The following is a 24,447-nucleotide window of genomic DNA, read 5'->3' as shown; positions in this document are numbered from 1 at the left end:
GGAGACGTGGCTCGGTTTCTGACGCTATTTTGCTTCATTCAGGCCGTCCTGTTTGTACTGGAGCTGACCCCTCCGGTACAACAATGGTTCGTCACTCCGTTCACCGAGCTGCTGGTGCTAATCAGCATCGGCGTACTGGCTCCGTTCGACGACGGTGCGGTCGCCAGCGGCATCTACCTATATGACATGCCGTCTGGCTTCGCCATGTCGATCGAAGCCGGCTGCAACGGAGTGGAGGCCTCTATAATCCTGCTGGCCGCCATACTGGCATTTCCCGCCACATGGCGAGCCAGGCTGATGGGTATCCTGATCGGTCTGCTGTCGATCCATGTGGTGAATATCCTGCGTATTGTCAGCCTATTCTACGTCGGCCAGTGGGATATGACCGCGTTCGATTGGGCTCATCTGTACATCTGGCAGGCGCTGATCATGCTGGACGTGTTCGTGGTGTTTCTACTATGGCTTCGCTACGTGCTCAAGAGTGGCAAGGCCACCGCAGCAGTGTTCGGCGGAGCCGCCTGATGCCGCAGGAAGGTTTCAAGGGCATCCTGTTCCCCCTACTGCTGTGGCTGCCGGTCACCTTCGCTATTTGGTACTTCTGCGGACCGTTGCTGGCGATAATGGTGGCCGGACTGCTCGACCTGCTGCTGCCCCTGCTGACCGGCGGTCGAATCACCCAAGTCGTCTCCGCGGGAGATACTATCCAAGCGGTGATCGTCCTCGATGCCGCCTCCTATAAGGGGCTTGAGGTGCCGGCGGGACAGACTGCCGAGCTGCTAATCCAGTCGCGGCCGATGATCTTCGCCTACGGTATGCCGGTGTTCTTAGCGCTTGCTTTTGCCGCGGACTCCCGTTGTGACATCTCACGCAACCTGTTGGGCTTGTGCGTCATGCTGTTGCTGCTGGTCACGGCCTTCGGCGCTGGCATGGACCTGGTCAAATCGGTATTCCTCAGCCTACCTATAGATATAACGCGCACCTCCCTCTCGCGCATGCAAGCGGACCTGATCGCGCTCGGCTACCAGTTCGGCGTGCTGATACTACCGCTGGTGGTGCCTGTGCTGCTGGGATGCTGGCTCTGCGCATCGTGGTTCCGCAGCGCACTGTTGCAGGCCGACGAGCCGGCCGGGCCGGAATAGGCAGGGCCGGTGTTGCGGCGCACTCCGCCCACGTGAACTGCCATGCGCTCACTGTTTTGGTAGGGCCGGTAGGCGCCAGTGCAGTGCGGTCCATTTTCTTAAGGCACCGCGGAAGTGGTTCGCTCCACGCTGATCGCAATAAGGAGCACCAGGCACGCGCCAAAGCCGGAGCTGCTGGGTTTTTGCGCTGCCCTGATGGGTAAGCCAACTACAGTGGAAAGGCATTACCCCGACTAGCAAAGCGCTGACGCTCGGGTCAACAAGCTGGAGCCGAAAAAGACGATCTTAAAAAAACACAGCGCTCTTAATGGCCGTGGAGGAGCATTCGCGCCGATTGGATCTGTTGTACTCAGCATTTGAAGTCACTTGCACCCTGTTGTTACGAGGGGTGTCGTAGATGCTGATCCCCAGACGTTGAACGGCTGCTTTGCGTGGTCGCCTGAGGGAACTATGTACCTAAAACCGCAGCGCTACGGCCAGCCGAAGCATCATTTTTATGATGCGTGAGTAAGGGTTTGAGGTTGGGCGACTCACGGTGCGCAAGCTGATGAGCGAGATGAAATCTCTCAGCAAACAGCCCGGCTTGTACGCTTATGAAAAGGCTACGGTCGAAAGGTCGGATATGCCAGAGCGTACTGGGTCGGGAAGTCACCGTATCCGCTCCGAAATGAGGTTTGTGGCAGCGTCATATGTGTGGGCTCTTATTATGGCGGCGGTGATTGATCTGCCCGCCGCTTAGCGGGCCGGGCGTTTTCACCCAAGCCTGATGCCGACCCGGTGGTCAAGCGCTGAACCTGCTATTTGATCCGCGCGGTCGCCTTCAGAATGTGTTCTTCTACAGCGTTTAGGGTCGCCAATATGGAAGCGAAGCGAAAGCTTCCGCCAGCAACTGTGGCACTGCCGGTTAAAGCAAAGCATGAGCCAACGCGGAAACTGCTACGACAACGTGCCAATGGAACAGCTGTTTCGCATAGTGGATGCCGAGAGTGGGTTACATGGACGCTGTGCTGGCACAGCACATTATCGGACGGTTTTTGATGCAACGGTACAACTGGCAACAGCCACATCAGTTCATTGGCTGGCTGCCGCCCGCCGTAGTGGAAGCTTAACGCAGTGGTCGGGAGTCTTTGACCCCACACCATGTCCTGATGAACGTTCCTGTGAAAAGCCCTGCGATTCTCTCCCGTTCGGTGGTTGCCCATCTGGGGTGATATCTCCCACTGGCGCCGCGGCAATATGTCTTGCTGAGGTGCTCGTCTGGCCATCCATGAAAATGAGAAGATAGTGCAGTTGAGTCTGCTAACTGATTGCCGAGGATGAAGATGTCGTTTACCCGCAGACAGGTGCTGGTCGGTTTAGCCGGGCTGGGTGTGGCCGGCCTTGGCATTGGTGGTGTGCGCTACTGGCTGGGCCGTCCGGAAAATTTCGCCACCCACGATTACGAGCTGATCGCCGCGCCGCTTGATCTGGAACTGGTATCGGGGCATGTAACGCCGGCCTGGGCCTATGGTGGTCAGGCGCCGGGCGTGGAGCTGCGTTGCCGTCAGGGCGAGCGTTTGCGCGTGCGCTTCATCAACAAGCTGGACGTGCAGAGCACCATTCACTGGCATGGCATCCGCCTGCCGCTGGAGATGGACGGTGTGCCCTATGTCTCCCAGGCACCGGTGCTGCCCGGTGAATACTTCGACTACGACTTCATCTGTCATGACGCCGGCAGCTTCTGGTACCACCCGCATACCGCCAGTGCCGAGCAACTGGGGCGTGGTCTGGTCGGGCCGCTGATCGTCGAGGAACGCGAGCCAACCGGCTTTCGCCATGAGCGCACACTGAGCCTGAAAACCTGGCATATCGACGAGCAGGGCGCCTTCACCGATTTTCTGGTGCCGCGCCAGGCCGCGCGCGAAGGTACGCGCGGACGGCTGACCACCATCAACGGCGAGCCCAACCCGACCCTCGAACTGCCGCAAGGGCAGGTGGTGCGGCTGCGTCTTATCAATGTCGACAACACCATCACCTACCGCGTCAACCTGCCGGGCGGCGAGGCTCGCATCTATGCCCTGGACGGCAATCCGGTGCAGCCGCGGCCACTGGGCAAGGAATACTGGCTGGGGCCAGGCATGCGCATCGACCTGGCGCTGAAGGTTCCAGCTGCCGGCGAGGAACTGTCCCTGCGCAACGGACCGCTGCGCCTGGCCACCTTGAAGGGTGTCGCCAGTCGCGAAGTCGCAGGCGACTGGCCGCCACCTCTGCCGGCCAACCCCCTCGCCGAACCGGATCTGGCCCGCGCCGAAACCCTGCGCTTCAACTTCGAATGGGCGGCGATGCTGTCGGGTGATGTCGAGCGTGGCGGCAGCTACAAGTACTGGCAGATCAACGGCCAGGCCTGGGATATCAACGACAAGACCTGTGCCGATCGTCCTATCGCCACGCTGAAGAAGGATGGCCACTACGTTTTCGTGCTGCGCAACATGGCGCAGTACCAGCACCCCATCCATCTGCACGGCATGACCTTCAAGGTGCTGGGTTCGGATCGGCGCAAGATCATTCCGTATTTCACCGATACCTATCTGCTGGGCAAGAACGAGACGGCGCGCATCGCTTTCGTCGCCGATAATCCCGGCGTGTGGATGTTCCATTGCCACGTGATCGACCATATGGAAACGGGGCTGATGGCGGCCATCGAAGTGGTCTGAAGCCGCAGGCTTCAGGCTGCAAGCCACAGGCAGGCGCGAAAAGCTTGACGGGCCCCGATGGAAAGGCACACTGGCGCNGCCTGAAGCCTGAAGCCTGAAGCCTGAAGCCTGAAGCCTGAAGCCTGAAGCCTGAAGCCTGAAGCCTGAAGCCTGAAGCCTGAATTATGAAAAGACCGCAGATCATCGACCGCTCGCGTGACGAGCACTTCATGCGCCTGGCGCTGGCGCAGGCGCGCCTGGGCGCTGAGCAGGGTGAAGTGCCGGTCGGTGCCGTGCTGGTGCAGGGCGGTGAGGTGGTGGGCCAGGGCTTCAACTGTCCGATCTCACGCAGTGACCCCAGCGCCCACGCCGAAATGGTGGCGATCCGCGCGGCGGCGCAAGGCGTGCAGAACTATCGGCTGCCCGGTAGCACGCTGTACGTCACCCTGGAACCCTGCAGCATGTGCGCCGGCTTGATCGTGCATGCCCGTATCGCTCGGGTGGTATTCGCCGCCAGTGAGCCGCGCGCTGGCGTGGCGATCAGCCAGGGGCAGTTCTTCGACCAGGGCTTTCTCAATCACCGCGTGCTGGTGGAGGGCGGGTTGCTGGCCGAGGAGAGCGGGGCGCTGCTAAAAGATTTCTTCAAGGCTCGGCGTGGCTGAGCGTCCTGACAAGGAGCGATCATGAACAAAGGGATGCTGGGCCTGCTCATGCTGTTGGGCTCGCCGCTTGCCGCAGCGCAGCCTGAGGTGTACCTGGTCGCCAGCGTGCAGTTGGGCGGCTCGAATCTGGCGCAGAGCATTTTTCTGCACGAGCCTCAGATCACCACGCTGGAGGAGTGCCAGGAGGCCGTACGTATCGGTCAGCGTGATCGGGACTGGCAGCGTTATCACCACATCTTCATGCGTGATCGCTTTCAGGGCTTTACCGGCCATCTGGACTACCGCTGCGTATTCACCACTCAGCGTTTCAGCGGCTGGAACGACCGCGCACGCTACAACCAACCCTACCTGATCAGTATCGATGCGCAGTCCAATCTGCAGGTCGAGCGGGTGCAAAGTCAGGCGCAGTGCGCGACGCGCTTGAAAGGGCTGCCGCCGGCGCGCCAGGCGATCAGCCGCTGCGCGGCGGGTAATCAGAACCTGTTGTAGCGCGTTACAGCGGCGGGGTTTCTTCTTCGGGTTTGCGCTTGTCGATGCCGGGCAGGTGGATACCGCTCTCGGCCACTTGCGTGCCTTCCAGCTGCGGTTGGGTCACCCAGGTGAGAATGTCGTAGTAGCGGCGGATGTTGCGTACGAAATGTACCGGCTCGCCGCCGCGGGCATAGCCGTAACGGGTCTTGCTGTACCACTGCTTCTGCGCCAGGCGCGGCAGGATCTTCTGCACGTCGGCCCACTTGTTCGGGTCCAGTCCTTCTGCTTCGGTCAGCTTGCGCGCGTCTTCCAGATGACCGCCGCCGACGTTGTAGGCGGCCAGGGCGAACCAGGTGCGGTCCGGCTCGGCGATGCTTTCCGGCAGTTGCTGGTGAATCTGGATGAAATAACGCGCCCCGCCCTCGATGCTCTGCTTGGGATCCAGCCGGTTGGACACGCCGACCGACTGAGCGGTGCGCTGGGTCAGCATCATCAGGCCGCGCACGCCGGTCTTGGAGGTGGCGTTGGGCTGCCACAGCGATTCCTGATAACCCATGGCTGCCAGCAGGCGCCAGTCCACCTGGTGGGTATGGCCGGCCTGGCGGAACATTTTCTCGTAACGCGGCAGGCGCTGCTGCAGGTGCTGGGCGAAGGTGTAGGCGCCGACGTAGCCAAGCACGTCGACATGGCCGTAGTAGCGTTCCTTGAGGCGCTGCAGGGTACCGTTGGCCTCGGAGCGCTCGAGGAAGGCGTCGATTTCTACCAGTAGGCTGTCGTCGTCACCGGCAGCCACCGCCCAGCGCATGGTATTGGTGTCGCCCAGGTCGAAGGCGACCCGCACGTTGGGAAAGTACACCTGGTTCATCGCCAGTTCGTTGGAGTCCACCAGGGTCAGATCGATCTGCCCTTCGTCGACCATGCGCAGCAGGTCGACCACCTCGACGGCGTCGGAGACTTCGAATTCCAGTTCCGGCTGTTCCAGCTTGAGGGCTTCCAGCTGTTCGGCGTGGCTGCTGCCTGCCAGTACGAGAATGCGTTTGCCGACCAGATCTTCAGGCTTGGTCGGGCGGGTTTCGCCCTGGCGATAGATGATCTGAGGCGTGACCTCCAGATAGGGAATCGAGAAGCGCGCCTGACGTTGGCGCTGTGGCGTGTCAACCAGGCCGGCTGCAGCCATGACCGGGCCATTGACGCGTCCCAGGCTGGCAAACAGATTGTCGAGGTTGTCCGCGGTTTCGATCTTCAGTTCCAGACCCAGATCGGTAGCGAAGCGCTTGGCCAGCTCGTATTCGAATCCGGTGGCGCCGTTGCGGTCCTGGAAGTAGGTGGCGGGGCTGTTACGAGTGACCACGCGCAGCTCACCCTCCGCCTTTGCCTGCTCGAGAACGCTGGGTTTGGCTTCTTCGCCACAGCCAGCAAGCATCAGGAGGGTTCCAATCGCCAACAGCCTTGTGGCGCAACGCATGCGTATCGCAGGTCGTGCAAACATCGGCGCAGTATACGCAAAGCGCAGGCAGCGCCATATCTCGACAGCGCTTCGCTTCTCTGCTAGCACGCGTTCGTCCTTTAAGCGCCTGGCTACAGGTGCCGCAGGCCGCCACTTTAGGATAGAATGCCCGGCCTCCAGCACACCCCTTCCCAGAGGCTGTTCCGACGATGTTGATCCTGCGCGGCGCTCCCGCCCTTTCCGCTTTCCGCCATGGCAAATTGCTTGAGCAACTGACCAGCAAGGTGCCGGCCGTGACCGGGCTGTACGCCGAGTTCGCGCATTTCGCCGACGTGACGGGCGTGCTCAGCGCCGATGAGGAACAAGTGCTGGCGCGACTGCTCAAGTACGGCCCGAGCGTGCCGGTGCAGGAGCCCAGCGGCAAACTGTTTCTGACCATTCCGCGTTTCGGCACCATTTCGCCCTGGTCGAGCAAGGCCAGCGACATCGCGCGCAACTGCGGTCTGGCCAAGATTCAGCGCCTGGAGCGCGGCATCGCCTATTACGTCGGCGGCGAGCTGAGCGAGGCTGACAGCGCTGCCGTCGCCGCCCTGCTGCATGACCGCATGACCCAGCTGGTGCTGAGCAACCTTGAAGATGCCGCAGCCCTGTTCAGCCATGCCCAGCCCAAGCCGCTGACCGCCGTGGACGTACTTGGCGGTGGCCGCGCCGCGCTGGAACAGGCCAACCAGGATCTGGGCCTGGCCCTGGCCGAGGACGAAATCGATTACCTGGTCAAGAGCTTCAACGACCTGGGGCGCAATCCGCACGACATCGAACTGATGATGTTCGCCCAGGCCAACTCCGAACACTGCCGCCACAAGATCTTCAATGCCAGCTGGGACATCGATGGCGAGAGCCAGGACAAGTCGCTGTTCGGCATGATCAAGAACACCTACCAGATGCACAGCGAAGGCGTGCTGTCCGCTTACAAGGACAACGCTTCGGTTATTGTCGGCAACACCGCCGGGCGCTTCTTCCCCAATCCTGAAACCCGCCAGTACGGCGCGGTGCAGGAGCCGGTGCATATCCTGATGAAGGTGGAGACGCACAACCACCCGACCGCCATCGCACCGTTCCCGGGCGCCTCCACCGGCTCCGGCGGCGAGATTCGTGACGAAGGCGCGACCGGGCGTGGCGCCAAGCCCAAGGCCGGCCTGACCGGTTTCTCGGTCTCCAACCTGAACATCCCCGACTTCCTCCAGCCCTGGGAAAAGCCCTACGGCAAGCCGGAGCGCATCGTCAGCGCCCTGGACATCATGATCGAAGGCCCGCTGGGCGGCGCCGCGTTCAACAACGAATTCGGTCGCCCCGCGCTCAACGGCTATTTCCGCACCTTCGAGCAGGCCGTCAGCAGCCCGCGCGGTGAAGAAGTGCGCGGCTACCACAAGCCGATCATGCTTGCCGGTGGTCTGGGCAACATCCGCGAAGACCACGTGCAGAAGGGCGAGATCTCGGTCGGCGCCAAGCTGATCGTGCTCGGTGGCCCGGCCATGCTCATCGGTCTGGGTGGCGGCGCCGCTTCCTCGATGGCCACCGGTGCCAGCTCGGCCGACCTGGATTTCGCCTCGGTGCAGCGCGAGAACCCGGAAATGGAACGTCGCTGCCAGGAGGTCATCGACCGCTGCTGGCAGCTGGGCGACGCCAACCCGATCAAGTTCATCCACGACGTCGGTGCCGGCGGTATCTCCAACGCCCTGCCGGAGCTGATCAACGACGGCGGCCGTGGCGGTCGCTTCGAGCTGCGCAAGGTGCCCAACGACGAGCCGGGCATGGCCCCGCACGAAATCTGGTGCAACGAGTCGCAGGAGCGCTACGTGCTGTCGGTCGATGCAGCCGACTTCGAGCGCTTCCAGGCCATCTGCGAGCGCGAGCGCTGCCCCTTCGCCGTGGTCGGCGAAGCCACCGCCGAGCCGCACCTGACCGTCACCGACAGTCACTTCAATAACACCCCGGTGGACATGCCGCTGGAAGTGCTGCTGGGCAAACCGCCGCGCATGCACCGCAGCGTGGCTCGCGAGGCGGAGCAGGGCGATGACTTCAACGCCGCCAGCGTCGATATCGAAGAAGCGCTGGGCCGCGTGCTGCGTCACCCGGCCGTGGCCAGCAAGAGCTTTTTGATCACCATCGGCGACCGCAGCATCACCGGCCTGGTGGCGCGCGACCAGATGGTCGGCCCCTGGCAGGTGCCGGTGGCCGACTGCGCCGTTACCGCCACCAGCTTCGACGTCTATACCGGCGAAGCCATGGCCATGGGCGAGCGCACGCCGCTGGCGCTGCTGGATGCGCCTGCGTCGGGCCGTATGGCCGTCGGCGAGACCATCACCAACCTGGCCGCGGCGCGTATCGGCAAGCTGTCCGACATCAAGCTGTCGGCCAACTGGATGGCCGCTGCCGGCCATCCGGGCGAAGACGCCCGCCTGTACGACACCGTCAAGGCCGTGGGCATGGAGCTGTGCCCGGCGCTGGGCATCACCATCCCGGTGGGCAAGGACTCCATGTCCATGAAGACCCGCTGGCAGGAAGAGGGTGTCGACAAGAGCGTGACCGCGCCGCTGTCGTTGGTCATCTCCGGCTTCGCCCCGGTGCAGGACATCCGTCAGACCCTGACCCCGCAACTGCGCATGGACAAGGGTGAGACCGATCTGATCCTGATCGACCTCGGCCGCGGCCAGAACCGCATGGGTGCCTCGATCCTGGCGCAGGTCTACGCGCAGATCGGCCAGCAGGTGCCGGACCTCGACGACGCCGAAGACCTCAAGGCCTTCTTCGCCGTGATCCAGGGCCTCAACGCTGACGGCCACCTGCTGGCCTACCACGACCGTTCCGATGGCGGTCTGCTGACCACCGTGCTGGAAATGGCCTTCGCCGGCCACTGCGGTCTGGCGCTGAACCTCGACGCGCTGGCTGATGACGCCTCCGAGCTGCCGGCCGTGCTGTTCAACGAGGAGCTGGGCGCGGTGATCCAGGTGCGCCAGGACGCCACCCCGGAAGTGCTGGCGCAGTTCAGCGCCGCCGGTCTGGACGACTGCGTCGCCGTGATCGGCCAGGCCGTGAACAACGGCGAGGTCAGCATCAGCTTCAATGGCGAGCCGGTGTTTGCCGGCGAGCGTCGCCTGCTGCAGCGCCAGTGGGCCGAGACCAGCTACCGCATCCAGCGCCTGCGCGACAACGCCCAGGGCGCCGACCAGGAGTTCGACCAGCTGCTGGAGGAGGACAACCCCGGCCTGTCGGTCAAGCTCGGCTTCGACGTCAACCAGGACATCGCCGCGCCCTACATCAAGAAGGGCGTGCGTCCGCAGGTGGCGATCCTGCGTGAGCAGGGCGTCAACGGCCAGGTGGAAATGGCCGCCGCGTTCGACCGCGCCGGTTTCGCCGCCATCGACGTGCATATGAGCGACATCCTGGCTGGCCGCGTCAGCCTGGAAGAATTCAAGGGCCTGGTGGCCTGCGGCGGCTTCTCCTACGGCGACGTGCTGGGCGCCGGCGAGGGCTGGGCCAAGTCGATTCTGTTCAACGCCCGTGCCCGCGACGGCTTCCAGGCCTTCTTCGAGCGCAAGGACAGCTTCGCCCTCGGTGTGTGCAACGGCTGCCAGATGATGAGCAACCTGCACGAGCTGATTCCGGGCACCGAGTTCTGGCCGCACTTCGTACGCAACCGCTCCGAGCAGTTCGAGGCGCGCGTGGCCATGGTACAGGTCCAGGAATCGGCGTCGATCTTCCTGCAGGGCATGGCCGGCTCGCGCATGCCGATCGCCATCGCCCACGGTGAAGGCCATGCCGAGTTCGAAAGCGAGGAGGCGCTGCTGGAGGCCGATCTGTCCGGCACCGTGGCCCTGCGCTACGTCGATAACCACGGCAAGGTCACCGAAGCCTACCCGGCCAACCCCAACGGGTCGCCGCGCGGCATCACCGGCCTGACCAGCCGCGACGGCCGCGTGACCATCATGATGCCGCACCCGGAGCGCGTGTTCCGCGCCGTGCAGAACTCCTGGCGCCCGGATGAGTGGCAGGAAGACGGCGGCTGGATGCGCATGTTCCGCAACGCCCGAGTTTGGGTGGATTAACAACGGCCGCGTAGCGGCCTTCTGATGACCCTCTCCCGCTCGCGGGGCGAAGAGGCGCGCTTTGGAAGCACTGCTTCCTGCGCCGATGAGCGCCTGATCGCGAAGCGATCAGGCCGGGGCGCGGAGCGGGGTGCCCGAAGGGCGGGAGAGGGAAAGCGGCCGCGCTCCGATCCAGCTTGAGCTTGTGAGTATTAGCGTCGGGGCTGGAGATGGCGTTATGGCCAACACCAAACCCTCTCCCCAGCCCCCTCCCATAGATGGGAGAGGGAGCCGATCGTGGAATAGTCCGTAGCCCGGATACAATCCGGGAAACTGCAGTCACGCCTCTCCCCGGATTCCACCCAGGCTACATGGGCCCAACGATGGCCGATGATCCTCTAAACATCCTTCCCGAAGTTCGCCTGGTCAGACCCGGTGAGACTCACCACCTGTGCCGCTGTGGTCACTCCCCTGACATGCCCAACTGCCCACCCGAGTGCGCCCAAACCCTGATCCTGCGCCCCAAACGCGAGCAGCGACTGCTGCTGTGCCGCTGTGGCCGTTCTGCAAGTCTGCCTTACTGCGATGGCAGTCATAATCCGCCAGCGCCGGGCGTGGCCGACAAGTGGCGACGTTTTTTCGGCGGTAGCTGAGAACGCAGTGCCTCAGGCCGGGGTCGAAACTGCGTGTCGCTGGGCGCAGCGTGTGGATTTGTGCGGGCGATCTCAAGACAATTAAGTGGCGTAATGACATCATATTGGCGTCATGGCTTGTCTGTTGTTCGGTTGCCCATTTTGCGGAGAACTTGATGTACAAACTGTGTTTCTACGTGCCGGAAGCCCATCTGGAACCGGTGAAGAAGGCGGTGTTCGCCGCCGGCGGCGGGCGCATCGGGCACTACGATAGGTGCTGTTGGCAGGTCCTCGGGCATGGTCAGTTCCGTGCTCTGGAAGGTAGCCAGCCGTTCATAGGGCAGGTTGGCAGCGTCGAGCAGGTTGCCGAATGGAAGGTGGAAATGGTCGTCGCCGACGAGCTGATCCACGATGCAGTCAAGGCGCTGAAGAAGACTCATCCTTACGAAACGCCGGCTTTCGACGTCTGGCGGTTGTCCGATCTGCAGTTCTGAATCGCTTCAGATAAGGCCTTCAACGCGGTCTTTGTAGGAGCCCCGCCCCGGGGCGAAGCAGTTCGGTGCTGCGCCGCCCGGTTCGCGGCGGGGCGCCGCTCCTACAGGTTGAATGCTTGGGTTCAGGGTCTGATTTCGATCAGCGTTCCATCCTTGACCAGGCTCCATACCTCGCGCATGTCGTCGTTCTTCATGGCGATGCAGCCCTCGGTCCAATCGAGGGTATGGAAGAACCACTCGGGGTATTCCTCGTCCAGCGGCGTGCCGTGGATCATGATCATGCTGCCCGGTGGTACGCCGGCTTCCTTGGCGCGAGCCAGGTCGCGGGCGTTGGGGTAGGAGATGTGCAGCGACAGCTGGTATTTGTCGCTCGGCTTGCGCCAGTCGATCCAGTAGAAGCCTTCCGGCGTGCGCAGGTCGCCTTCGCGCTGCTTGGCGCCATCGGGCTGCTTGCCGAGGGAGATGCGGTAGGACTTGATGGTTTCGCCGCGCTGCTGCAGGTGCAGTTTGCGTTCGGACTTGAGCACCAGCACCTTGTCCACGGTGCGGCTGCTTGGCGCTGGCGTGGCGCTGGCCAGGGCGTTGAAGCTGAGGGTCAGGCAAAGCAGGGGCAACAGCCAGCGCATCGGGATCGTCCGCAAGGGTCAACGGGGTGTGTAGTGTGTACGCAGCGCTTCGAGTGGCTCATTGCGTACCGGGAAGGCATTCTGCCGACGGTCGGCGAAGAAGCATTCTAAGGTACGGCCTATGGTCGGGAAAGCCAGTTCCGACCAGGGAATCTGCGATTCATCGAACAGGCGTACTTCCAGGCTCTCTTCGCCGACGGCGAAGTCCAGGTCGACCAGTTCGGCGCGAAACATCATGTACACCTGGCTGATGTGCGGCAGGTCGAACAGCGTATAGAGGCTCAGGTCACGCACCCGCGCGCAGGCTTCTTCGAGAGTTTCACGCGCTGCGGCCTGTTCGATGGTCTCGCCGTTTTCCATGAAGCCGGCCGGCAATGTCCAGTAGCCGCGGCGCGGCTCGATGGCGCGGCGGCACAGCAGCACCTGGTCGCGCCATACGGGCAGGCAGCCGGCAACGATACGCGGGTTTTCATAATGCACGGTGGCGCAGTGACCGCAAACATGGCGCATGCGGTTGTCGCCGGCCGGGATCATGCGGGTGACGGGGTTGCCGCACTGATTGCAGAATTTCATGCCCGCTCCTCTTGGTTCTGACGCTATCTTGGCGGTCCGTATGACGGTCGGCAAGCCTGCCACTGTGGCCGGTTAGTGCTGTCGCCGGGGTTGGGCGGCCGCCTGCTTTCATGCCATGATGCCAGGCAAAACAAGACTCCGAGTATGCCCATGCTGGACGAGTTGCTCCATCGCGTGCGCGGCTACAGCCCGCGCCCTCTGGAGACCGAGCGCAGCTTCCCCGAGGCGGCGGTGCTGGTCCCGATTACCCGCAGTGATGAACCTGAGCTGGTGCTGACCCTGCGCGCCAGCGGTTTGTCGACTCACGGTGGCGAGGTCGCCTTCCCCGGAGGCCGGCGTGATCCGGAAGACCGCGATCTGGTGGATACCGCACTGCGCGAGGCTGAAGAGGAGATCGGCCTGCCGCCGGGGCTGGTGGAGGTGGTCGGGCCGCTCAGCAGCCTGGTGTCACGCCACGGCATCCAGGTCACGCCTTATGTCGGAGTGGTGCCGGATTACGTCGAGTACAAGGCCAACGATGCCGAGATCGCCGCGGTGTTCTCGGTGCCGCTGGAGTTCTTCCGCAGCGACCCACGCGAGATAACCCACCGTATCGATTACCTCGGGCGCAGTTGGTACGTGCCGTCCTACACCTATGGCGAGTTCCGCATCTGGGGGCTCACGGCGATCATGGTGGTGGAACTGGTCAACCTGATCTTCGACGACGCGCAGATCGCCCTGCACCAGCCGCCCGAACACTTCATACACCTGCGCTGATAGCGCCGAGGACTGACGAGCATGAAATACCGTCTGGGAAGCTCCCGTGTCGATGCCCATCCCGATAGCTGGGTCGCGCCAAGTGCCGACCTCATCGGCAAGGTCCGCCTGGAGGCCGGTGCCAGCGTCTGGTTCGGCGCCGTGCTGCGCGGCGACAACGAACTGATCCATATCGGTGAGAACAGCAACGTTCAGGACGGCAGCGTCATGCACACCGACATGGGCTTTGCGCTGACCCTGGGCAAGGGCGTCACCGTCGGTCACAACGTGATGATGCACGGTTGCACGGTGGACGATTACAGCCTGATCGGCATCAACGCGGTGATCCTCAACGGCGCCAAGATCGGCAAGTACTGCATCATCGGCGCCAACAGCCTGATTCCCGAAGGTAAGGTGATCCCCGATGGCAGCCTGGTCATGGGCAGCCCGGGCAAGGTGGTGCGCGAACTGACCGAGCAGCAGAAGAAGATGCTCGAAGCCAGTGCCGCCCACTACGTTCATAATGCGCAACGCTATGCCCGAGAGCTGGTTGTTGACGATGAATGACGAGAAACCCGTGCGCTCGCCCTGCGTACATGTCTGTGCGCTGGACGAGCAGGACATCTGCATCGGTTGTCAGCGCACGGCTGACGAAATCACCCGCTGGGGCCGCATGGACAATGCCGAGCGTCGCGAGGTGCTGCAACTTTGCCTGGAGCGTGCCCGCGGCTGCGGCCTGCTACTGACGCCTTCCTGATTCACTGTTCGAGGAAACCCTCATGCCCCGTATTGGAACCCCTCTGTCGCCTTCCGCGACCCGCGTACTGCTGTGTGGCTGTGGCGAGCTCGGCAAGGAAGTGGTGATCGAGCTGCAGCGCCTGGGCTGCGAAGTCATCGGCGTGGATCGCTACGCCAATGCCCCTGCCATGCAGGTGGCGCACCGCAGTCACGTGATCGACATGCTCGACGGCGCGGCCCTGCGCGCAGTGATCGAGAAGGAGCAGCCGCACTACATCGTTCCTGAGATCGAGGCCATCGCCACCGCTACCCTGGTCGAGCTGGAGGCCGAAGGTTTCAACGTGGTGCCGACCGCGCGCGCCGCGCAACTGACCATGAACCGCGAGGGCATTCGTCGCCTGGCAGCCGAGACGCTCGGTCTGCCCACCTCGCCGTACCACTTCTCCGATACCTTCGAGGACTACGCCGCCGCGGTGAAGTCCGTCGGCTACCCCTGCGTGGTCAAACCGATCATGAGCTCCTCCGGCAAGGGCCAGAGCGTGCTCAAGAGCGACGCCGACCTGCAGCGTGCCTGGGACTACGCCCAGGAAGGCGGTCGTGCCGGCAAGGGGCGGGTGATCGTCGAGGGCTTCATCGATTTCGATTACGAAATCACCCTGCTGACCGTGCGTCACGCGGGTGGCACCAGTTTCTGCGCGCCGATCGGCCATCGTCAGGAGAACGGCGACTATCAGGAGTCCTGGCAGCCGCAGCCGATGAGCCCGAAGGCGCTGGCCGAGTCCGAGCGCGTGGCGTTGGCAGTGACCGAGGCGCTGGGCGGGCGGGGTCTGTTCGGTGTCGAACTGTTCGTCAAGGGCGATCAGGTGTGGTTCAGCGAAGTCTCACCGCGCCCGCATGACACCGGTCTGGTAACGCTGATCTCCCAGGAGCTTTCCGAGTTCGCCCTGCATGCGCGCGCCATTCTCGGCCTGCCGATTCCCGTGATTCGCCAGATGGGGCCGTCGGCGTCGGCGGTAATTCTGGTTGAAGGCAATTCGCAGCAGGTCAGTTTCGCCAACCTCGGTGCTGCGCTGAGCGAGGAAGACACCGCGTTGCGTCTGTTCGGCAAGCCCGAAGTCAAAGGTCAGCGGCGCATGGGCGTGGCGCTGGCACGTGACGAGTCCATCGAAGCGGCGCGCGCCAAGGCGCTGCGCAGCGCGCAAGCGGTTCGCGTCCAGCTGTGAGTCGGCATGCGCTGTGGTGGCTGGCAACCGTGCCATTGCTGCCATTGGCGCTGCCTTTGGCCTTGTATACGCGGCGTACGGCGCTGCGTATGCCAATTGCGCAGGGCGAGCCGAGTGGCATCGCTGCTGCGCATTTGCCGGGCCTGCCGCTGCGTCTGCTGTTGATCGGTGAATCCACTGTGGCAGGTGTTGGCGTCACCACCTTCGATCAGTCCCTGGCTGGTTGTCTGGCCGAAGCCCTGGCAGAGCGTGTGGGGCGGCCGGTGCGCTGGCGTGCCTGTGGCGAAAACGGCATCACCGCAGCTCAGGCGCAGGAGCGTCTGTTGCCGCTGGGGCTGGCGGAGCCTGCCGATCTGGCGCTGCTGGTATTCGGCGTCAATGACACCACGCACCTTACGGCGAGCAAACGCTGGCTGCGGGCACTTGCTGCCATGGCCGATGCGCTGGCAGCTCGAAGTTGTCGCGTGGCGTTCAGCGCGGTACCGCCGTTGCAGCATTTCAGCGCCTTGCCCTGGCTGTTGCGGCAGTTGATGGGCTGGCGCGCCAGCCTGCTGGATCGCGAGCTGCAGAGCCTGGCGCAACACCTGGGTGCGCTGCATTGCGCGCTGGACCTGCCGTTCGAGGCGCACTACCTGGCCGAGGATGGCTATCACCCGTCGGCCTTGGGTTACAGGCAGTGGGCGGCGGGTCTTGCCGATCGCCTCACTCCGTCTCTGCAGCGTCCGGTTTGATCTTTTCCACCTGCCAGACGCGCACGCTCTTTACCCGATTTTCCGCGGCCTGGAGGATCTCCAGGCGATAGGGCCCGATCTTCAGGCAGACGCTGCTGTCAGGGATGGTTTCCAGCGCTTCGGTGATCAGGCCGTTGAGGGTCTTGGGCCCGTCGCTGGGCAGGTGCCAGCCGAGGGTCTTGTTCACTTCACGAATGTAGGCGGCGCCATCGATCACCAGCGTGCCGTCTTCCTGGGGGTGGATGTCGGGGCTGCGCAGGCTGTCCTGATTGCTGAAATCGCCGACGATCTCTTCGAGAATGTCTTCCAGAGTGACGATACCGATCACGTCGCCATACTCGTCGACCACGATGCCGATGCGCCGCTTCTGCTTCTGGAAGTTGATCAGCTGGGTCGCCAGCGGCGTATTTTCCGGAATGAAATAGGGTTCGTTGCAGGCCGCCAGCAGTGCGTCCCTGGTCAGCTGGTTATGCGTCAGCAGGCGCGCGATCTGGCGCATGTGCACCACGCCCTCGATCTGGTTGATGTCGCCGCGAAACACCGGCAGGCGCGTATGTGGCGTGCTGCGTAACTGGCCGACTATGACTTCCAGGTCGTCGTCGAGGTTGATGCCGGCCACCTCGTTGCGTGGGATCATGATGTCGTCGACCGTGACCCGCTCCAGGTCGAGGATGCCGAGTAGCATGCTCTGGCGGTTCAGTGGCAGCTCCGAGCCGGACTCGCGCACCACGCTGCGCAGCTCTTCGGTGGACAGGCTGTCGCTGGCGCGCTGCGCCGGGTCGACACCGATCAGGCGCAACAGCCCGTTGCTGATCGCACCGGTCAGCCAGACCACGGGGTAGAGCATGCGCTGCAGCAGGCTCAGCACGCGGCTGGCGGGGAATGCCACCAGCTCCGGGCGCAAGGCCGCCAGAGTCTTGGGCGTGATTTCGCCGAAGATCAGCACGATGATGGTCAGGCCGGCGGTGGCGATGGCGATGCCAGCTTCGCCCCACATGTCCACGGCCAGCACGGTGGCGATGGAGGCGGCGAGAATGTTGACCACATTGTTGCCGACCAGGATGGTGCCGAGCAGGCGGTCCGGGCGGTCGAGCAGGCGGGTCACGCGTTTGGCGCCGCTGTGTCCTTCCTTGGCCAGATGCTTGAGCCGGTAGCGGTTGAGGCTGAGCATGCCGGTCTCGGAGCTGGAGAAGAACGCCGAGCACAGAATGAGAAAAATCAGCAGGCCGAGCAGGTAGCTCGAATGAAGGTCGTCCACGACGTCTGCCTCAGATGTGCAGGATGAATTCGCGCACCAGCTTGCTGCCGAAGTAGGCCAGCATCAGCAGGCAGAACCCGGCGAGGGTCCAGCGAATGGCCTTGTGACCGCGCCAGCCGAGCTGGTGGCGGCCCCACAGCAGCACTGCGAATACCACCCAGGCAAAGCACGACAGGATGGTCTTGTGCACCAGGTGCTGGGCGAACAGATCATCGATGTACAGCGCGCCGGACAGCAACGACAGCGACAGCAGCACCCAGCCGGCGAAGAGGAAGCCGAACAGCAGGCTTTCCATGGTCTGCAGCGGTGGGAAATTGCGGATCAGCCCGGACGGATGCTTGTGCTTGAGCTGGTAGTCCTGCAACAGCAACAGCACCGACTGGAACACGGCGATGGTCAGCATGCCGTAGGCCAATACCGAGAGCAGGATATGGGCGAGGATGCCGGGGTGTTCGTCGATCGGGTTGATCGTACCGCTGGGCATGAACTCGGCGGCCAGGACCGTCAGCGTGCCGAGCGGAAACAGCAACAGCAGCAGATTCTCCACCGGTATGCGCGCGCAGGCCAGCAGGATCAGGCCGATCACCGCACACGCAATCAGGCTGGCGGCATTGAAGAAGTCCAGGTTGAGGCCGTGTACGTCGTACAGCTGGAAGAACAGGCTGACGACATGCAGGCACAGGGCGAACACGCCCAGCGACGCCAGCAGGCGTTTGTCGGGAATGCTGCGCTGCGTCAGGCGCAGACCTTGGTAAGCGGCGGCGCCAGCATAGAGGAGGGCGGCGGCGAGGCTGGGCAACAGAGGGTGCATAAATCAGTGTAAGGCGAGCCCGAAAGGCGCTGAGTGTGGCACAGAAGGGCGTCAGCACGAAAGACTACCGGCGGTGTCGGCAGCTCGGTGACTCCGCTATAATCCGCCGCCTGTCGTACACCCGGCGCGCCGGGTCGCACCTATCAAAGGAACGCGCATGTTCGAAAATCTTACCGATCGCCTGTCCCAGACGCTGCGTAACGTCACGGGCAAGGCCAAGCTCACCGAAGACAACATCAAGGATACGCTGCGCGAAGTGCGCATGGCCCTGCTCGAGGCCGACGTGGCCCTGCCGGTGGTCAAGGACTTCGTCGGCAAGGTCAAGGAACGTGCCGTCGGCACTGAAGTGTCCAAGAGCCTGACGCCGGGCCAGGCGTTCGTGAAGATCGTTCGCGCCGAGCTGGAAGAGCTGATGGGCGCGGCCAACGAGGACCTGGCGCTCAATGCTGCGCCGCCTGCCGTGGTGCTGATGGCCGGCCTGCAAGGCGCGGGCAAGACCACCACCGCCGGCAAGCTGGCCAAGTTCCTCAAGGAGCGCAAGAAGAAATCGGTGCTGCTGGTGTCCGCCGACGTCTATCGCCCGGCGGCGATCAAGCAGCTGGAAACCCTGGCCGGTGACCTGGGTATCACCTTCTTCCCCTCCGATGCCAGCCAGAAGCCGGTGGATATCGCCAATGCGGCGATCCGCGAGGCCAAGCTGAAGTTCATCGACGTGGTCATCCTCGATACCGCCGGGCGCCTGGCCGTGGATGCCGAGATGATGGCCGAGATCCAGGCCCTGCATGCGGCGGTCAAGCCGGTCGAAACCCTGTTCGTGGTCGACGCCATGACCGGTCAGGACGCCGCCAACACCGCCAAGGCGTTCAGCGACGCGCTGCCGCTGACCGGTGTGGTGCTGACCAAGGTCGACGGTGATGCTCGTGGCGGTGCCGCGCTGTCGGTGCGTCATATCACCGGCAAGCCGATCAAGTTCATCGGTATGGGCGAGAAGAGCGATGCGCTCGAGCCCTTCCATCCGGATCGTATCGCCTCGCGCATCCTCGGCATGGGCGACGTGCTCAGCCTGATCGAGCAGGCCGAGCAGACCCTGGATCGCGAAAAGGCCGAGAAGCTCACCAAGAAACTGAAGAAGGGCAAGGGCTTCGACCTCGAAGACTTCCGCGACCAGCTGCAGCAGATGAAGAACATGGGCGGGCTCGGCGGCCTGATGGACAAGCTGCCGTCCATCGGTGGCGTCAACCTGTCGCAGATGGGCAACGCTCAGGGCGCGGCCGAAAAGCAGTTCAAGCAGATGGAAGCGATCATCAACTCGATGACCCCGGCCGAGCGTCGCGATCCGGACATCATCAGCGGCTCGCGCAAGCGCCGCATTGCGCTGGGCTCCGGCACTCAGGTGCAGGACATCGGCCGTCTGATCAAGCAGCACAAGCAGATGCAGAAGATGATGAAGAAATTCACCGCCAAGGGCGGCATGGCCAAGATGATGCGCGGCATGGGTGGCATGCTCCCCGGCGGCGGCGGAATGCCGAAATTCTGAAGGCCTGCGCCCCGGTCGATGGCCGCGCGGAAAAAGAGATTTGCAAACCGCCGCATAATCCTTAAAATATGCGGCCTTTCGGGCCTAGGCCCATTTTTAATGTGTGCCTCAAGTTAGCACCGACTATAGGAACGATGTTCACATGGTAACCATCCGTCTTGCTCGTGGCGGCTCCAAAAAGCGCCCCTTCTACCACCTGACCGTGACCAACAGCCGCAATGCGCGCGATGGTCGTTTCGTTGAGCGTATCGGTTTCTTCAACCCGATCGCTGCCGGTGGCGAAGTGCGTCTGTCCGTCGACCAAGAGCGTGCGACCTACTGGCTGGGCCAGGGCGCTCAGCCGTCTGAGCGTGTTGCTCAGCTGCTCAAGGAAGCTGCCAAGGCTGCTGCCTAAGCATCTTCTATGAGTACGACGCCGGCCGTCGCCGAGGATCTGATCATTCTCGGCAAGATTGTTTCGGTGCACGGCGTCAGGGGTGAAGTGAAGGTGTATTCCTTTACCGATCCCATCGATAACGTGCTCGATTACCAAAACTGGACGCTCAGGCGTGACGGTGAGGTAAAGAAAGTGGAACTGGCCAGCGGCCGCCTGCAAGGCAAGGTGCTGGTAGCCAAACTGAAAGGTCTGGATGATCGCGAAATTGCGCGTACCTACGCCGGTTTCGAGATCTGCGTGCCGCGCAGCGAGCTGCCGGACCTGGAAGAGGGCGAGTTCTACTGGTACCAGTTGCAGGGCTTGAAGGTCATCGATCAGGCGGGGCAGTTGCTCGGTGTGGTCGACCATCTGTTCGAGACCGGTGCCAACGATGTGATGGTGGTCAAGGCATGCGCAGGCAGCCTGGATGATCGCGAGCGTCTGCTGCCCTACACGGACCAGTGCGTGCTCTCGATCGATCTGGCAACTGGCGAGATGCGGGTCGACTGGGATGCGGATTTCTAAGGCTCATGCGCGTAGAAGTCATCACCCTGTTCCCGGAGATGTTCGCCGCCATCGGCGAGTACGGCATCACCAGTCGTGCGGTCAGGCAGGAGCTGCTCAAGCTCAATTGCTGGAACCCGCGGGACTATACGACGGATCGCCACCATACGGTGGATGACCGCCCCTTCGGCGGTGGTCCGGGGATGGTGATGAAGATCAAGCCTCTCGAGGATGCCCTGGCCAGCGCCAGGCAGGCCGCGGGGGAGACGGCGAAGGTGATCTACCTGTCGCCGCAGGGGCGCCGCCTGAATCAGGCTGCGGTCCGCGAGCTGGCGCAGGAGGAGGCACTGATCCTGATCGCCGGTCGTTATGAAGGCATCGACGAGCGTTTCATCGAGACGCATGTCGATGAGGAATGGTCGATTGGCGACTACGTCCTGTCCGGCGGTGAGCTGCCGGCCATGGTGCTGATCGATGCGGTAACGCGCCTTTTGCCTGGTGCATTGGGTCATGCCGATTCGGCCGAGGAGGACTCCTTTACGGGTGGCCTGCTCGACTGCCCGCACTACACCCGCCCGGAGGTGTATGCGGATAAACGTGTTCCCGAAGTGTTGCTTAGTGGCAACCACGAACACATCCGGCGCTGGCGTTTGCAGCAGTCCCTTGGTCGGACCTGGGAACGTCGCGCTGATCTTCTGGATAGCCGCTCGCTTTCTGGAGAAGAGAAGAAGCTGCTGGAGGAATACATCCGCCAGCGGGACGATAGTTAACGTATCGATGGCAGGCCGGGAGGCTTGTCTTAGGAGCGCAGCATGACCAACAAGATTATCCAGATGCTCGAAGCCGAGCAGATGAACAAAGAAATCCCGACTTTCGCCCCGGGCGACACCGTTGTCGTGCAAGTGAAAGTGAAGGAAGGCGACCGTCAGCGTCTGCAGGCCTTCGAAGGCGTCGTGATCGCCAAGCGTAACCGTGGCCTGAACAGTGCCTTCACCGTGCGCAAGATCTCCAGCGGTGTTGGCGTCGAGCGTACCTTCCAGACCTACTCGCCGCTGGTCGACAGCCTGAGCGTCAAGCGTCGCGGTGACGTACGCAAGGCCAAGCTGTACTACCTGCGCGACCTGTCCGGCAAAGCCGCGCGCATCAAGGAAAAGCTGTCCTAAGTTCGGACGCTTCTCTGGAAAAGCAGCCTACGGGCTGCTTTTTTCGTTTCTGGCGTCCAGCAATCATGAGTAGCAGTGGCATGACCCCAAGAGAGCAAGAGATTCAGCGGCGTATCGCGCTGTCGGAAACGCGCGTGACCAAGGCGGTGTTTCCACCGACCACCAATCACCACAACACGCTATTCGGCGGCACGGCGCTGGCCTGGATGGACGAGGTGTCATTCATCGCCGCAACGCGCTTCTGCCGTCTGCCGCTGGTAACGGTGTCCAGCGATCGCATCGACTTCAAGCATGCGATACCGGCCGGCTCTATCGTCGAGCTGATCGGGCGGGTGATCAAGGTCGGCAATACCAGTCTCAAGGTGGAGGTCGAGGTATTCGTCGAGGGGCTGTATCAAGAGGGGCGCGAGCGGGCGATCAGCGGTAGCTTCAGTTTCGTTGCCGTCGATGATCAGCAAAAGCCCGTGCCGGTACTGCCGGGCTTCGCTCGGTGATCGCTTCAGGGGCGCAGGCTGATTTTCAGACTGGCCTGCGACAGATCGATGTTGTGCAGGCTCAGGTTGCCGAAGCTCTGGCCGGCCGGCGCATCCTTGATGCGAATATTGTCGAAGCTAAGCTCGCCGATGGAGCTGGGCAGGTTGACGTTGAACGAGCCGTCGTTGTTCAGTGTCGAGCGCAGCTTGCCGGTGTCATAGCGCACGTCGCGCAGGCTGGTTTCGGCATCCAGATTGTCGAGCGCCGGCATCACCAGCTTGGCCAGTTGCTTGATCGTGCCCAGATCATCACCGCTTTCTGCGCGCAGCAGCAAGCCTTGCAGGGCTTCGTCCAGGCCCTGAGCGCTGACCGAGCTCATTTCGCTATCGCTGAGCGACTGCATGCCACGGGGTGTTTCGTCCTGACTGATGGTGCTTGGCGGCTGCAGCCGCTGAATGTCGGCGCTGGCCATCTGGAAAGGGGTCATCAGCGCCGCCACCAATGTGGCAGCCAGGCGCAAGGTGCTTTGTTTCTTCAGCGCCTTGCTCAGTTGCTTCTGGGTGAGCAGGCCTTGTTCTACGAGCACCTCGCCGAGGCGTTTGTGGCTGGTCAGTTGTGCCTTGATCGCCGCATCCAGTTGCGTGCTGGTAATGAGTCCCTTGTTGATCAGAATCTGGCCGAGACGCGAGTTTAGGTGTTGGGACATGAAGGTCTACCGGAGGGTGATGGCATGGTGGAATCATCGGCTCGTGATCACTGGCTGTCACCCAACCAAAGGCAGGGTTTCGCAAGGCGCCGGGTTGTGAGTCGAGACGTTTTTGCACAGCCCTTGCCCGTGCTGTTTCCTCTCTTCACATCGAGATTGGGCCGGGTGGCGTACTGGTGCGTCAGTGACGGGCTGTGGAACACTTGCCGCTCGTGTTGCCGAAGGTCAATCGATGTCTACCTTGAATCATCCTCTTATCGAGCGCTTTCTCGAGGCGCTGTGGCTGGAAAAGGGGCTCTCCGCCCACACTCAGGCTGCCTATCGCAGCGATCTGGAGCACTTCAATGCCTGGCTCGATGCGCGTGGCCTGGCGCTGCAGCACATCGGTCGCGACGCCATTCTCGATCATCTGGCCTGGCGGCTTGAACAGGGTTATCAGGCGCGCTCCACTGCGCGCTTTCTCTCGGGGTTGCGCGGTTTCTACCGTTTCCTGCTGCGTGAAATGCTGATCAGCGAAGATCCGAGCTTGCAGGTCGAGTTGCCGCAGATCGGTCGGCCACTGCCCAAGTCGTTGTCCGAAGCCGATGTCGAGGCGCTGCTGCAGGCGCCGGATCTGGATGACCCCATTGGTCTGCGTGATCGCGCGATGCTCGAAGTGCTGTATGCCTGCGGTTTGCGCGTCAGCGAGCTGGTCGGTCTGACGCTGGAGCAGGTCAATCTGCGTCAGGGCGTGTTGCGGGTGTTCGGCAAGGGTAGCAAGGAGCGTCTGGTGCCGCTGGGCGAGGAGGCCATCGCCTGGATCGAGCGTTACATGCGCGAGGCGCGCCCGTTGTTGCTGGGTGGTAAACCCAGCGATGTGCTGTTCCCCAGCCTGCGCGGCGAGCAGATGACCCGGCAGACCTTCTGGCATCGCATCAAGCACCAGGCGCAGGTCGCCGGTATCAGCAAGGCGCTGTCGCCGCATACCTTGCGCCATGCCTTCGCCACGCATCTGCTCAATCATGGCGCCGACCTGCGCGTGGTGCAGATGCTGCTGGGCCACAGCGACCTGTCTACCACGCAGATCTATACCCATATCGCCCGCGCCCGCCTGCAGGAGCTGCATGCGCAGCACCACCCGCGCGGCTGATTTTTCATAAACGAAACCCCGCCACCGTTGCCGGTGGCGGGGTTCGTTCTTTCCAGTCGCTTTTCGTCCTCCTGCCGGCGAGCCGGGATCATCAGCTCTGGCTGGTGCAGGCATCGGACAGCTGTTCGTAATCGAGAACTTCCACCTCACCCGCACTGTTGCGGTAGGTCATCTTCGCCGTGACCACTTCGCACTGGGCGCTGTTGGGCACGTCGATGGAGA

The 24,447-nt window shown here is 62.8% G+C and carries 27 protein-coding genes; 20 read left to right on the top strand and 7 right to left on the bottom strand.

Annotation, left to right across the window (positions count from 1 at the left end):
* Positions 1-6 precede the first annotated feature (6 nt).
* The 5 genes from xrtH (at position 7) to DXK50_RS21555 (ending at position 4,962) form a co-directional block, all read left to right on the top strand.
* Positions 7-522 carry an exosortase H gene (gene xrtH / locus DXK50_RS21575; RefSeq protein WP_212631686.1) on the top strand — a complete coding sequence of 172 codons (516 nt, stop codon included), beginning with the start codon at positions 7-9 and terminating at the stop codon, positions 520-522.
* Entirely contained in the window at positions 522-1,139 is a 618-nt protein-coding gene (locus tag DXK50_RS21570; protein WP_212631685.1) for an exosortase H-associated membrane protein, read from the top strand. Before xrtH ends, DXK50_RS21570 begins: the two co-directional genes overlap by 1 nt.
* A 1,322-nt stretch (positions 1,140-2,461) precedes the next feature.
* Positions 2,462-3,832 carry a multicopper oxidase family protein gene (locus tag DXK50_RS21565; protein ID WP_212631684.1) on the top strand — a complete coding sequence of 457 codons (1,371 nt, stop codon included), beginning with the start codon at positions 2,462-2,464 and terminating at the stop codon, positions 3,830-3,832.
* Between the two features lie 164 nt (positions 3,833-3,996).
* Complete coding sequence (tadA, locus tag DXK50_RS21560; RefSeq protein ID WP_212631683.1) at positions 3,997-4,473, top strand: tRNA adenosine(34) deaminase TadA; 477 nt, start codon at positions 3,997-3,999, stop codon at positions 4,471-4,473.
* Positions 4,474-4,506: 33 nt separating this feature from the next.
* Positions 4,507-4,962: a hypothetical protein gene (locus tag DXK50_RS21555; RefSeq protein ID WP_212631774.1), complete on the top strand. Its 456-nt coding sequence runs from the start codon at positions 4,507-4,509 to the stop codon at positions 4,960-4,962.
* 4 nt (positions 4,963-4,966) lie between these two features.
* Here the strand turns inward: DXK50_RS21555 and mltF are convergent, their stop codons facing one another.
* The gene (gene mltF / locus DXK50_RS21550; protein WP_161897868.1) at positions 4,967-6,433 is read right to left on the bottom strand and encodes a membrane-bound lytic murein transglycosylase MltF; all 1,467 of its coding nucleotides are present in this window, start codon (positions 6,431-6,433) and stop codon (positions 4,967-4,969) included.
* Positions 6,434-6,600: 167 nt separating this feature from the next.
* On the opposite strand from mltF, the gene purL reads away from it, so the two are divergent.
* The 3 genes from purL (at position 6,601) to DXK50_RS21535 (ending at position 11,602) form a co-directional block, all read left to right on the top strand.
* On the top strand, positions 6,601-10,497 hold the full coding sequence (purL, locus tag DXK50_RS21545; protein ID WP_212631682.1) for a phosphoribosylformylglycinamidine synthase: 3,897 nt from the start codon (positions 6,601-6,603) through the stop codon (positions 10,495-10,497).
* A gap of 257 nt (positions 10,498-10,754) precedes the next feature.
* Entirely contained in the window at positions 10,755-11,129 is a 375-nt protein-coding gene (locus DXK50_RS25300; RefSeq protein ID WP_349292197.1) for a CDGSH iron-sulfur domain-containing protein, read from the top strand.
* A 155-nt stretch (positions 11,130-11,284) separates the two neighbouring features.
* Positions 11,285-11,602 carry a YqfO family protein gene (locus DXK50_RS21535; RefSeq protein WP_212631680.1) on the top strand — a complete coding sequence of 106 codons (318 nt, stop codon included), beginning with the start codon at positions 11,285-11,287 and terminating at the stop codon, positions 11,600-11,602.
* Between the two features lie 122 nt (positions 11,603-11,724).
* Here DXK50_RS21535 and DXK50_RS21530 read toward each other — a convergent pair whose 3' ends face one another.
* Together DXK50_RS21530 and DXK50_RS21525 are read right to left on the bottom strand one after the other, a co-directional pair.
* Positions 11,725-12,228 carry a L,D-transpeptidase family protein gene (locus DXK50_RS21530; protein ID WP_161867908.1) on the bottom strand — a complete coding sequence of 168 codons (504 nt, stop codon included), beginning with the start codon at positions 12,226-12,228 and terminating at the stop codon, positions 11,725-11,727.
* Positions 12,229-12,246: 18 nt separating this feature from the next.
* Positions 12,247-12,801, bottom strand: coding sequence for an NUDIX hydrolase (locus DXK50_RS21525; RefSeq protein ID WP_212631679.1), 555 nt, complete (start codon positions 12,799-12,801; stop codon positions 12,247-12,249).
* Positions 12,802-12,951: 150 nt separating this feature from the next.
* On the opposite strand from DXK50_RS21525, the gene DXK50_RS21520 reads away from it, so the two are divergent.
* The 5 genes from DXK50_RS21520 to DXK50_RS21500 are packed head-to-tail and all read left to right on the top strand — an operon-like array spanning position 12,952 to position 16,228.
* Positions 12,952-13,557 carry a CoA pyrophosphatase gene (locus tag DXK50_RS21520; protein ID WP_161867917.1) on the top strand — a complete coding sequence of 202 codons (606 nt, stop codon included), beginning with the start codon at positions 12,952-12,954 and terminating at the stop codon, positions 13,555-13,557.
* A gap of 21 nt (positions 13,558-13,578) precedes the next feature.
* Entirely contained in the window at positions 13,579-14,103 is a 525-nt protein-coding gene (locus tag DXK50_RS21515; protein WP_161867915.1) for a gamma carbonic anhydrase family protein, read from the top strand.
* Positions 14,096-14,293 carry a DUF1289 domain-containing protein gene (locus DXK50_RS21510; RefSeq protein WP_212631678.1) on the top strand — a complete coding sequence of 66 codons (198 nt, stop codon included), beginning with the start codon at positions 14,096-14,098 and terminating at the stop codon, positions 14,291-14,293. Before DXK50_RS21515 ends, DXK50_RS21510 begins: the two co-directional genes overlap by 8 nt.
* A 22-nt stretch (positions 14,294-14,315) precedes the next feature.
* The gene (gene purT, locus DXK50_RS21505) at positions 14,316-15,497 is read left to right on the top strand and encodes a formate-dependent phosphoribosylglycinamide formyltransferase (protein ID WP_212631677.1); all 1,182 of its coding nucleotides are present in this window, start codon (positions 14,316-14,318) and stop codon (positions 15,495-15,497) included.
* Positions 15,494-16,228 (top strand): SGNH/GDSL hydrolase family protein, encoded by a 735-nt coding sequence (locus DXK50_RS21500; protein WP_212631676.1) that lies wholly within the window; start codon positions 15,494-15,496, stop codon positions 16,226-16,228. Before purT ends, DXK50_RS21500 begins: the two co-directional genes overlap by 4 nt.
* Here the strand turns inward: DXK50_RS21500 and DXK50_RS21495 are convergent.
* A complete protein-coding gene (locus DXK50_RS21495; RefSeq protein ID WP_161897873.1) occupies positions 16,200-17,486 on the bottom strand; it encodes an HlyC/CorC family transporter in 1,287 nt (428 codons plus the stop codon). The two genes, DXK50_RS21500 and DXK50_RS21495, sit on opposite strands and share 29 nt — an antisense overlap.
* 10 nt (positions 17,487-17,496) lie before the next feature.
* A complete protein-coding gene (locus DXK50_RS21490) occupies positions 17,497-18,297 on the bottom strand; it encodes a cytochrome C assembly family protein (RefSeq protein ID WP_161897874.1) in 801 nt (266 codons plus the stop codon).
* Between the two features lie 157 nt (positions 18,298-18,454).
* Between DXK50_RS21490 and ffh the strand changes: the two genes are divergently transcribed.
* The 6 genes from ffh (at position 18,455) to DXK50_RS21460 (ending at position 22,410) form a co-directional block, all read left to right on the top strand.
* Positions 18,455-19,834: a signal recognition particle protein gene (ffh, locus tag DXK50_RS21485; RefSeq protein ID WP_212631675.1), complete on the top strand. Its 1,380-nt coding sequence runs from the start codon at positions 18,455-18,457 to the stop codon at positions 19,832-19,834.
* 142 nt (positions 19,835-19,976) lie between these two features.
* Entirely contained in the window at positions 19,977-20,228 is a 252-nt protein-coding gene (rpsP, locus tag DXK50_RS21480) for a 30S ribosomal protein S16 (RefSeq protein ID WP_003246162.1), read from the top strand.
* Between the two features lie 9 nt (positions 20,229-20,237).
* Entirely contained in the window at positions 20,238-20,774 is a 537-nt protein-coding gene (gene rimM / locus DXK50_RS21475) for a ribosome maturation factor RimM (RefSeq protein WP_161897876.1), read from the top strand.
* Between the two features lie 5 nt (positions 20,775-20,779).
* Positions 20,780-21,523, top strand: a complete 744-nt coding sequence (trmD, locus tag DXK50_RS21470) for a tRNA (guanosine(37)-N1)-methyltransferase TrmD (RefSeq protein ID WP_212631674.1) — start codon at positions 20,780-20,782, stop codon at positions 21,521-21,523.
* 42 nt (positions 21,524-21,565) lie between these two features.
* The gene (gene rplS / locus DXK50_RS21465) at positions 21,566-21,916 is read left to right on the top strand and encodes a 50S ribosomal protein L19 (protein ID WP_003246155.1); all 351 of its coding nucleotides are present in this window, start codon (positions 21,566-21,568) and stop codon (positions 21,914-21,916) included.
* A gap of 80 nt (positions 21,917-21,996) precedes the next feature.
* Positions 21,997-22,410 (top strand): acyl-CoA thioesterase, encoded by a 414-nt coding sequence (locus DXK50_RS21460; protein WP_212631673.1) that lies wholly within the window; start codon positions 21,997-21,999, stop codon positions 22,408-22,410.
* A 5-nt stretch (positions 22,411-22,415) separates the two neighbouring features.
* On the opposite strand, the gene DXK50_RS21455 is transcribed toward DXK50_RS21460, so the two are convergent.
* A complete protein-coding gene (locus tag DXK50_RS21455; protein WP_212631672.1) occupies positions 22,416-23,096 on the bottom strand; it encodes a hypothetical protein in 681 nt (226 codons plus the stop codon).
* 232 nt (positions 23,097-23,328) lie between these two features.
* Between DXK50_RS21455 and xerD the strand changes: the two genes are divergently transcribed.
* Positions 23,329-24,225, top strand: a complete 897-nt coding sequence (xerD, locus tag DXK50_RS21450; RefSeq protein WP_161897878.1) for a site-specific tyrosine recombinase XerD — start codon at positions 23,329-23,331, stop codon at positions 24,223-24,225.
* 91 nt (positions 24,226-24,316) lie between these two features.
* On the opposite strand, the gene DXK50_RS25230 is transcribed toward xerD, so the two are convergent.
* A complete protein-coding gene (locus DXK50_RS25230) occupies positions 24,317-24,436 on the bottom strand; it encodes a DUF2790 domain-containing protein (protein WP_349292199.1) in 120 nt (39 codons plus the stop codon).
* Between the last annotated feature and the right edge of the window lie 11 nt (positions 24,437-24,447).

The organism is Pseudomonas sp. KB-10, assembly GCF_018221585.1.
Lineage (GTDB): Bacteria > Pseudomonadota > Gammaproteobacteria > Pseudomonadales > Pseudomonadaceae > Aquipseudomonas > Aquipseudomonas yangonensis.
The sequence above is the reverse complement of the archived record's forward strand: the minus strand, read 5'-3'. Positions and strand labels throughout refer to the sequence as shown.

What these genes read in the sequence shown, in the direction of transcription:
- DXK50_RS21570 (WP_212631685.1), top strand. Translation starts at nt 522, where the DNA reads ATGCCGCAGGAAGGTTTCAAGGGCATCCTGTTCCCCCTACTGCTGTGG.
- DXK50_RS21565 (WP_212631684.1), top strand. Translation starts at nt 2,462, where the DNA reads ATGTCGTTTACCCGCAGACAGGTGCTGGTCGGTTTAGCCGGGCTGGGT.
- tadA (WP_212631683.1), top strand. Translation starts at nt 3,997, where the DNA reads ATGAAAAGACCGCAGATCATCGACCGCTCGCGTGACGAGCACTTCATG.
- DXK50_RS21555 (WP_212631774.1), top strand. Translation starts at nt 4,507, where the DNA reads ATGCTGGGCCTGCTCATGCTGTTGGGCTCGCCGCTTGCCGCAGCGCAG.
- mltF (WP_161897868.1), bottom strand. Translation starts at nt 6,433, where the DNA reads ATGTTTGCACGACCTGCGATACGCATGCGTTGCGCCACAAGGCTGTTG.
- purL (WP_212631682.1), top strand. Translation starts at nt 6,601, where the DNA reads ATGTTGATCCTGCGCGGCGCTCCCGCCCTTTCCGCTTTCCGCCATGGC.
- DXK50_RS25300 (WP_349292197.1), top strand. Translation starts at nt 10,755, where the DNA reads ATGGGAGAGGGAGCCGATCGTGGAATAGTCCGTAGCCCGGATACAATC.
- DXK50_RS21535 (WP_212631680.1), top strand. Translation starts at nt 11,285, where the DNA reads ATGTACAAACTGTGTTTCTACGTGCCGGAAGCCCATCTGGAACCGGTG.
- DXK50_RS21530 (WP_161867908.1), bottom strand. Translation starts at nt 12,228, where the DNA reads ATGCGCTGGCTGTTGCCCCTGCTTTGCCTGACCCTCAGCTTCAACGCC.
- DXK50_RS21525 (WP_212631679.1), bottom strand. Translation starts at nt 12,801, where the DNA reads ATGAAATTCTGCAATCAGTGCGGCAACCCCGTCACCCGCATGATCCCG.
- DXK50_RS21520 (WP_161867917.1), top strand. Translation starts at nt 12,952, where the DNA reads ATGCTGGACGAGTTGCTCCATCGCGTGCGCGGCTACAGCCCGCGCCCT.
- DXK50_RS21515 (WP_161867915.1), top strand. Translation starts at nt 13,579, where the DNA reads ATGAAATACCGTCTGGGAAGCTCCCGTGTCGATGCCCATCCCGATAGC.
- DXK50_RS21510 (WP_212631678.1), top strand. Translation starts at nt 14,096, where the DNA reads ATGAATGACGAGAAACCCGTGCGCTCGCCCTGCGTACATGTCTGTGCG.
- purT (WP_212631677.1), top strand. Translation starts at nt 14,316, where the DNA reads ATGCCCCGTATTGGAACCCCTCTGTCGCCTTCCGCGACCCGCGTACTG.
- DXK50_RS21490 (WP_161897874.1), bottom strand. Translation starts at nt 18,297, where the DNA reads ATGCACCCTCTGTTGCCCAGCCTCGCCGCCGCCCTCCTCTATGCTGGC.
- ffh (WP_212631675.1), top strand. Translation starts at nt 18,455, where the DNA reads ATGTTCGAAAATCTTACCGATCGCCTGTCCCAGACGCTGCGTAACGTC.
- rpsP (WP_003246162.1), top strand. Translation starts at nt 19,977, where the DNA reads ATGGTAACCATCCGTCTTGCTCGTGGCGGCTCCAAAAAGCGCCCCTTC.
- rimM (WP_161897876.1), top strand. Translation starts at nt 20,238, where the DNA reads ATGAGTACGACGCCGGCCGTCGCCGAGGATCTGATCATTCTCGGCAAG.
- trmD (WP_212631674.1), top strand. Translation starts at nt 20,780, where the DNA reads ATGCGCGTAGAAGTCATCACCCTGTTCCCGGAGATGTTCGCCGCCATC.
- rplS (WP_003246155.1), top strand. Translation starts at nt 21,566, where the DNA reads ATGACCAACAAGATTATCCAGATGCTCGAAGCCGAGCAGATGAACAAA.
- DXK50_RS21460 (WP_212631673.1), top strand. Translation starts at nt 21,997, where the DNA reads ATGACCCCAAGAGAGCAAGAGATTCAGCGGCGTATCGCGCTGTCGGAA.
- DXK50_RS21455 (WP_212631672.1), bottom strand. Translation starts at nt 23,096, where the DNA reads ATGTCCCAACACCTAAACTCGCGTCTCGGCCAGATTCTGATCAACAAG.
- xerD (WP_161897878.1), top strand. Translation starts at nt 23,329, where the DNA reads ATGTCTACCTTGAATCATCCTCTTATCGAGCGCTTTCTCGAGGCGCTG.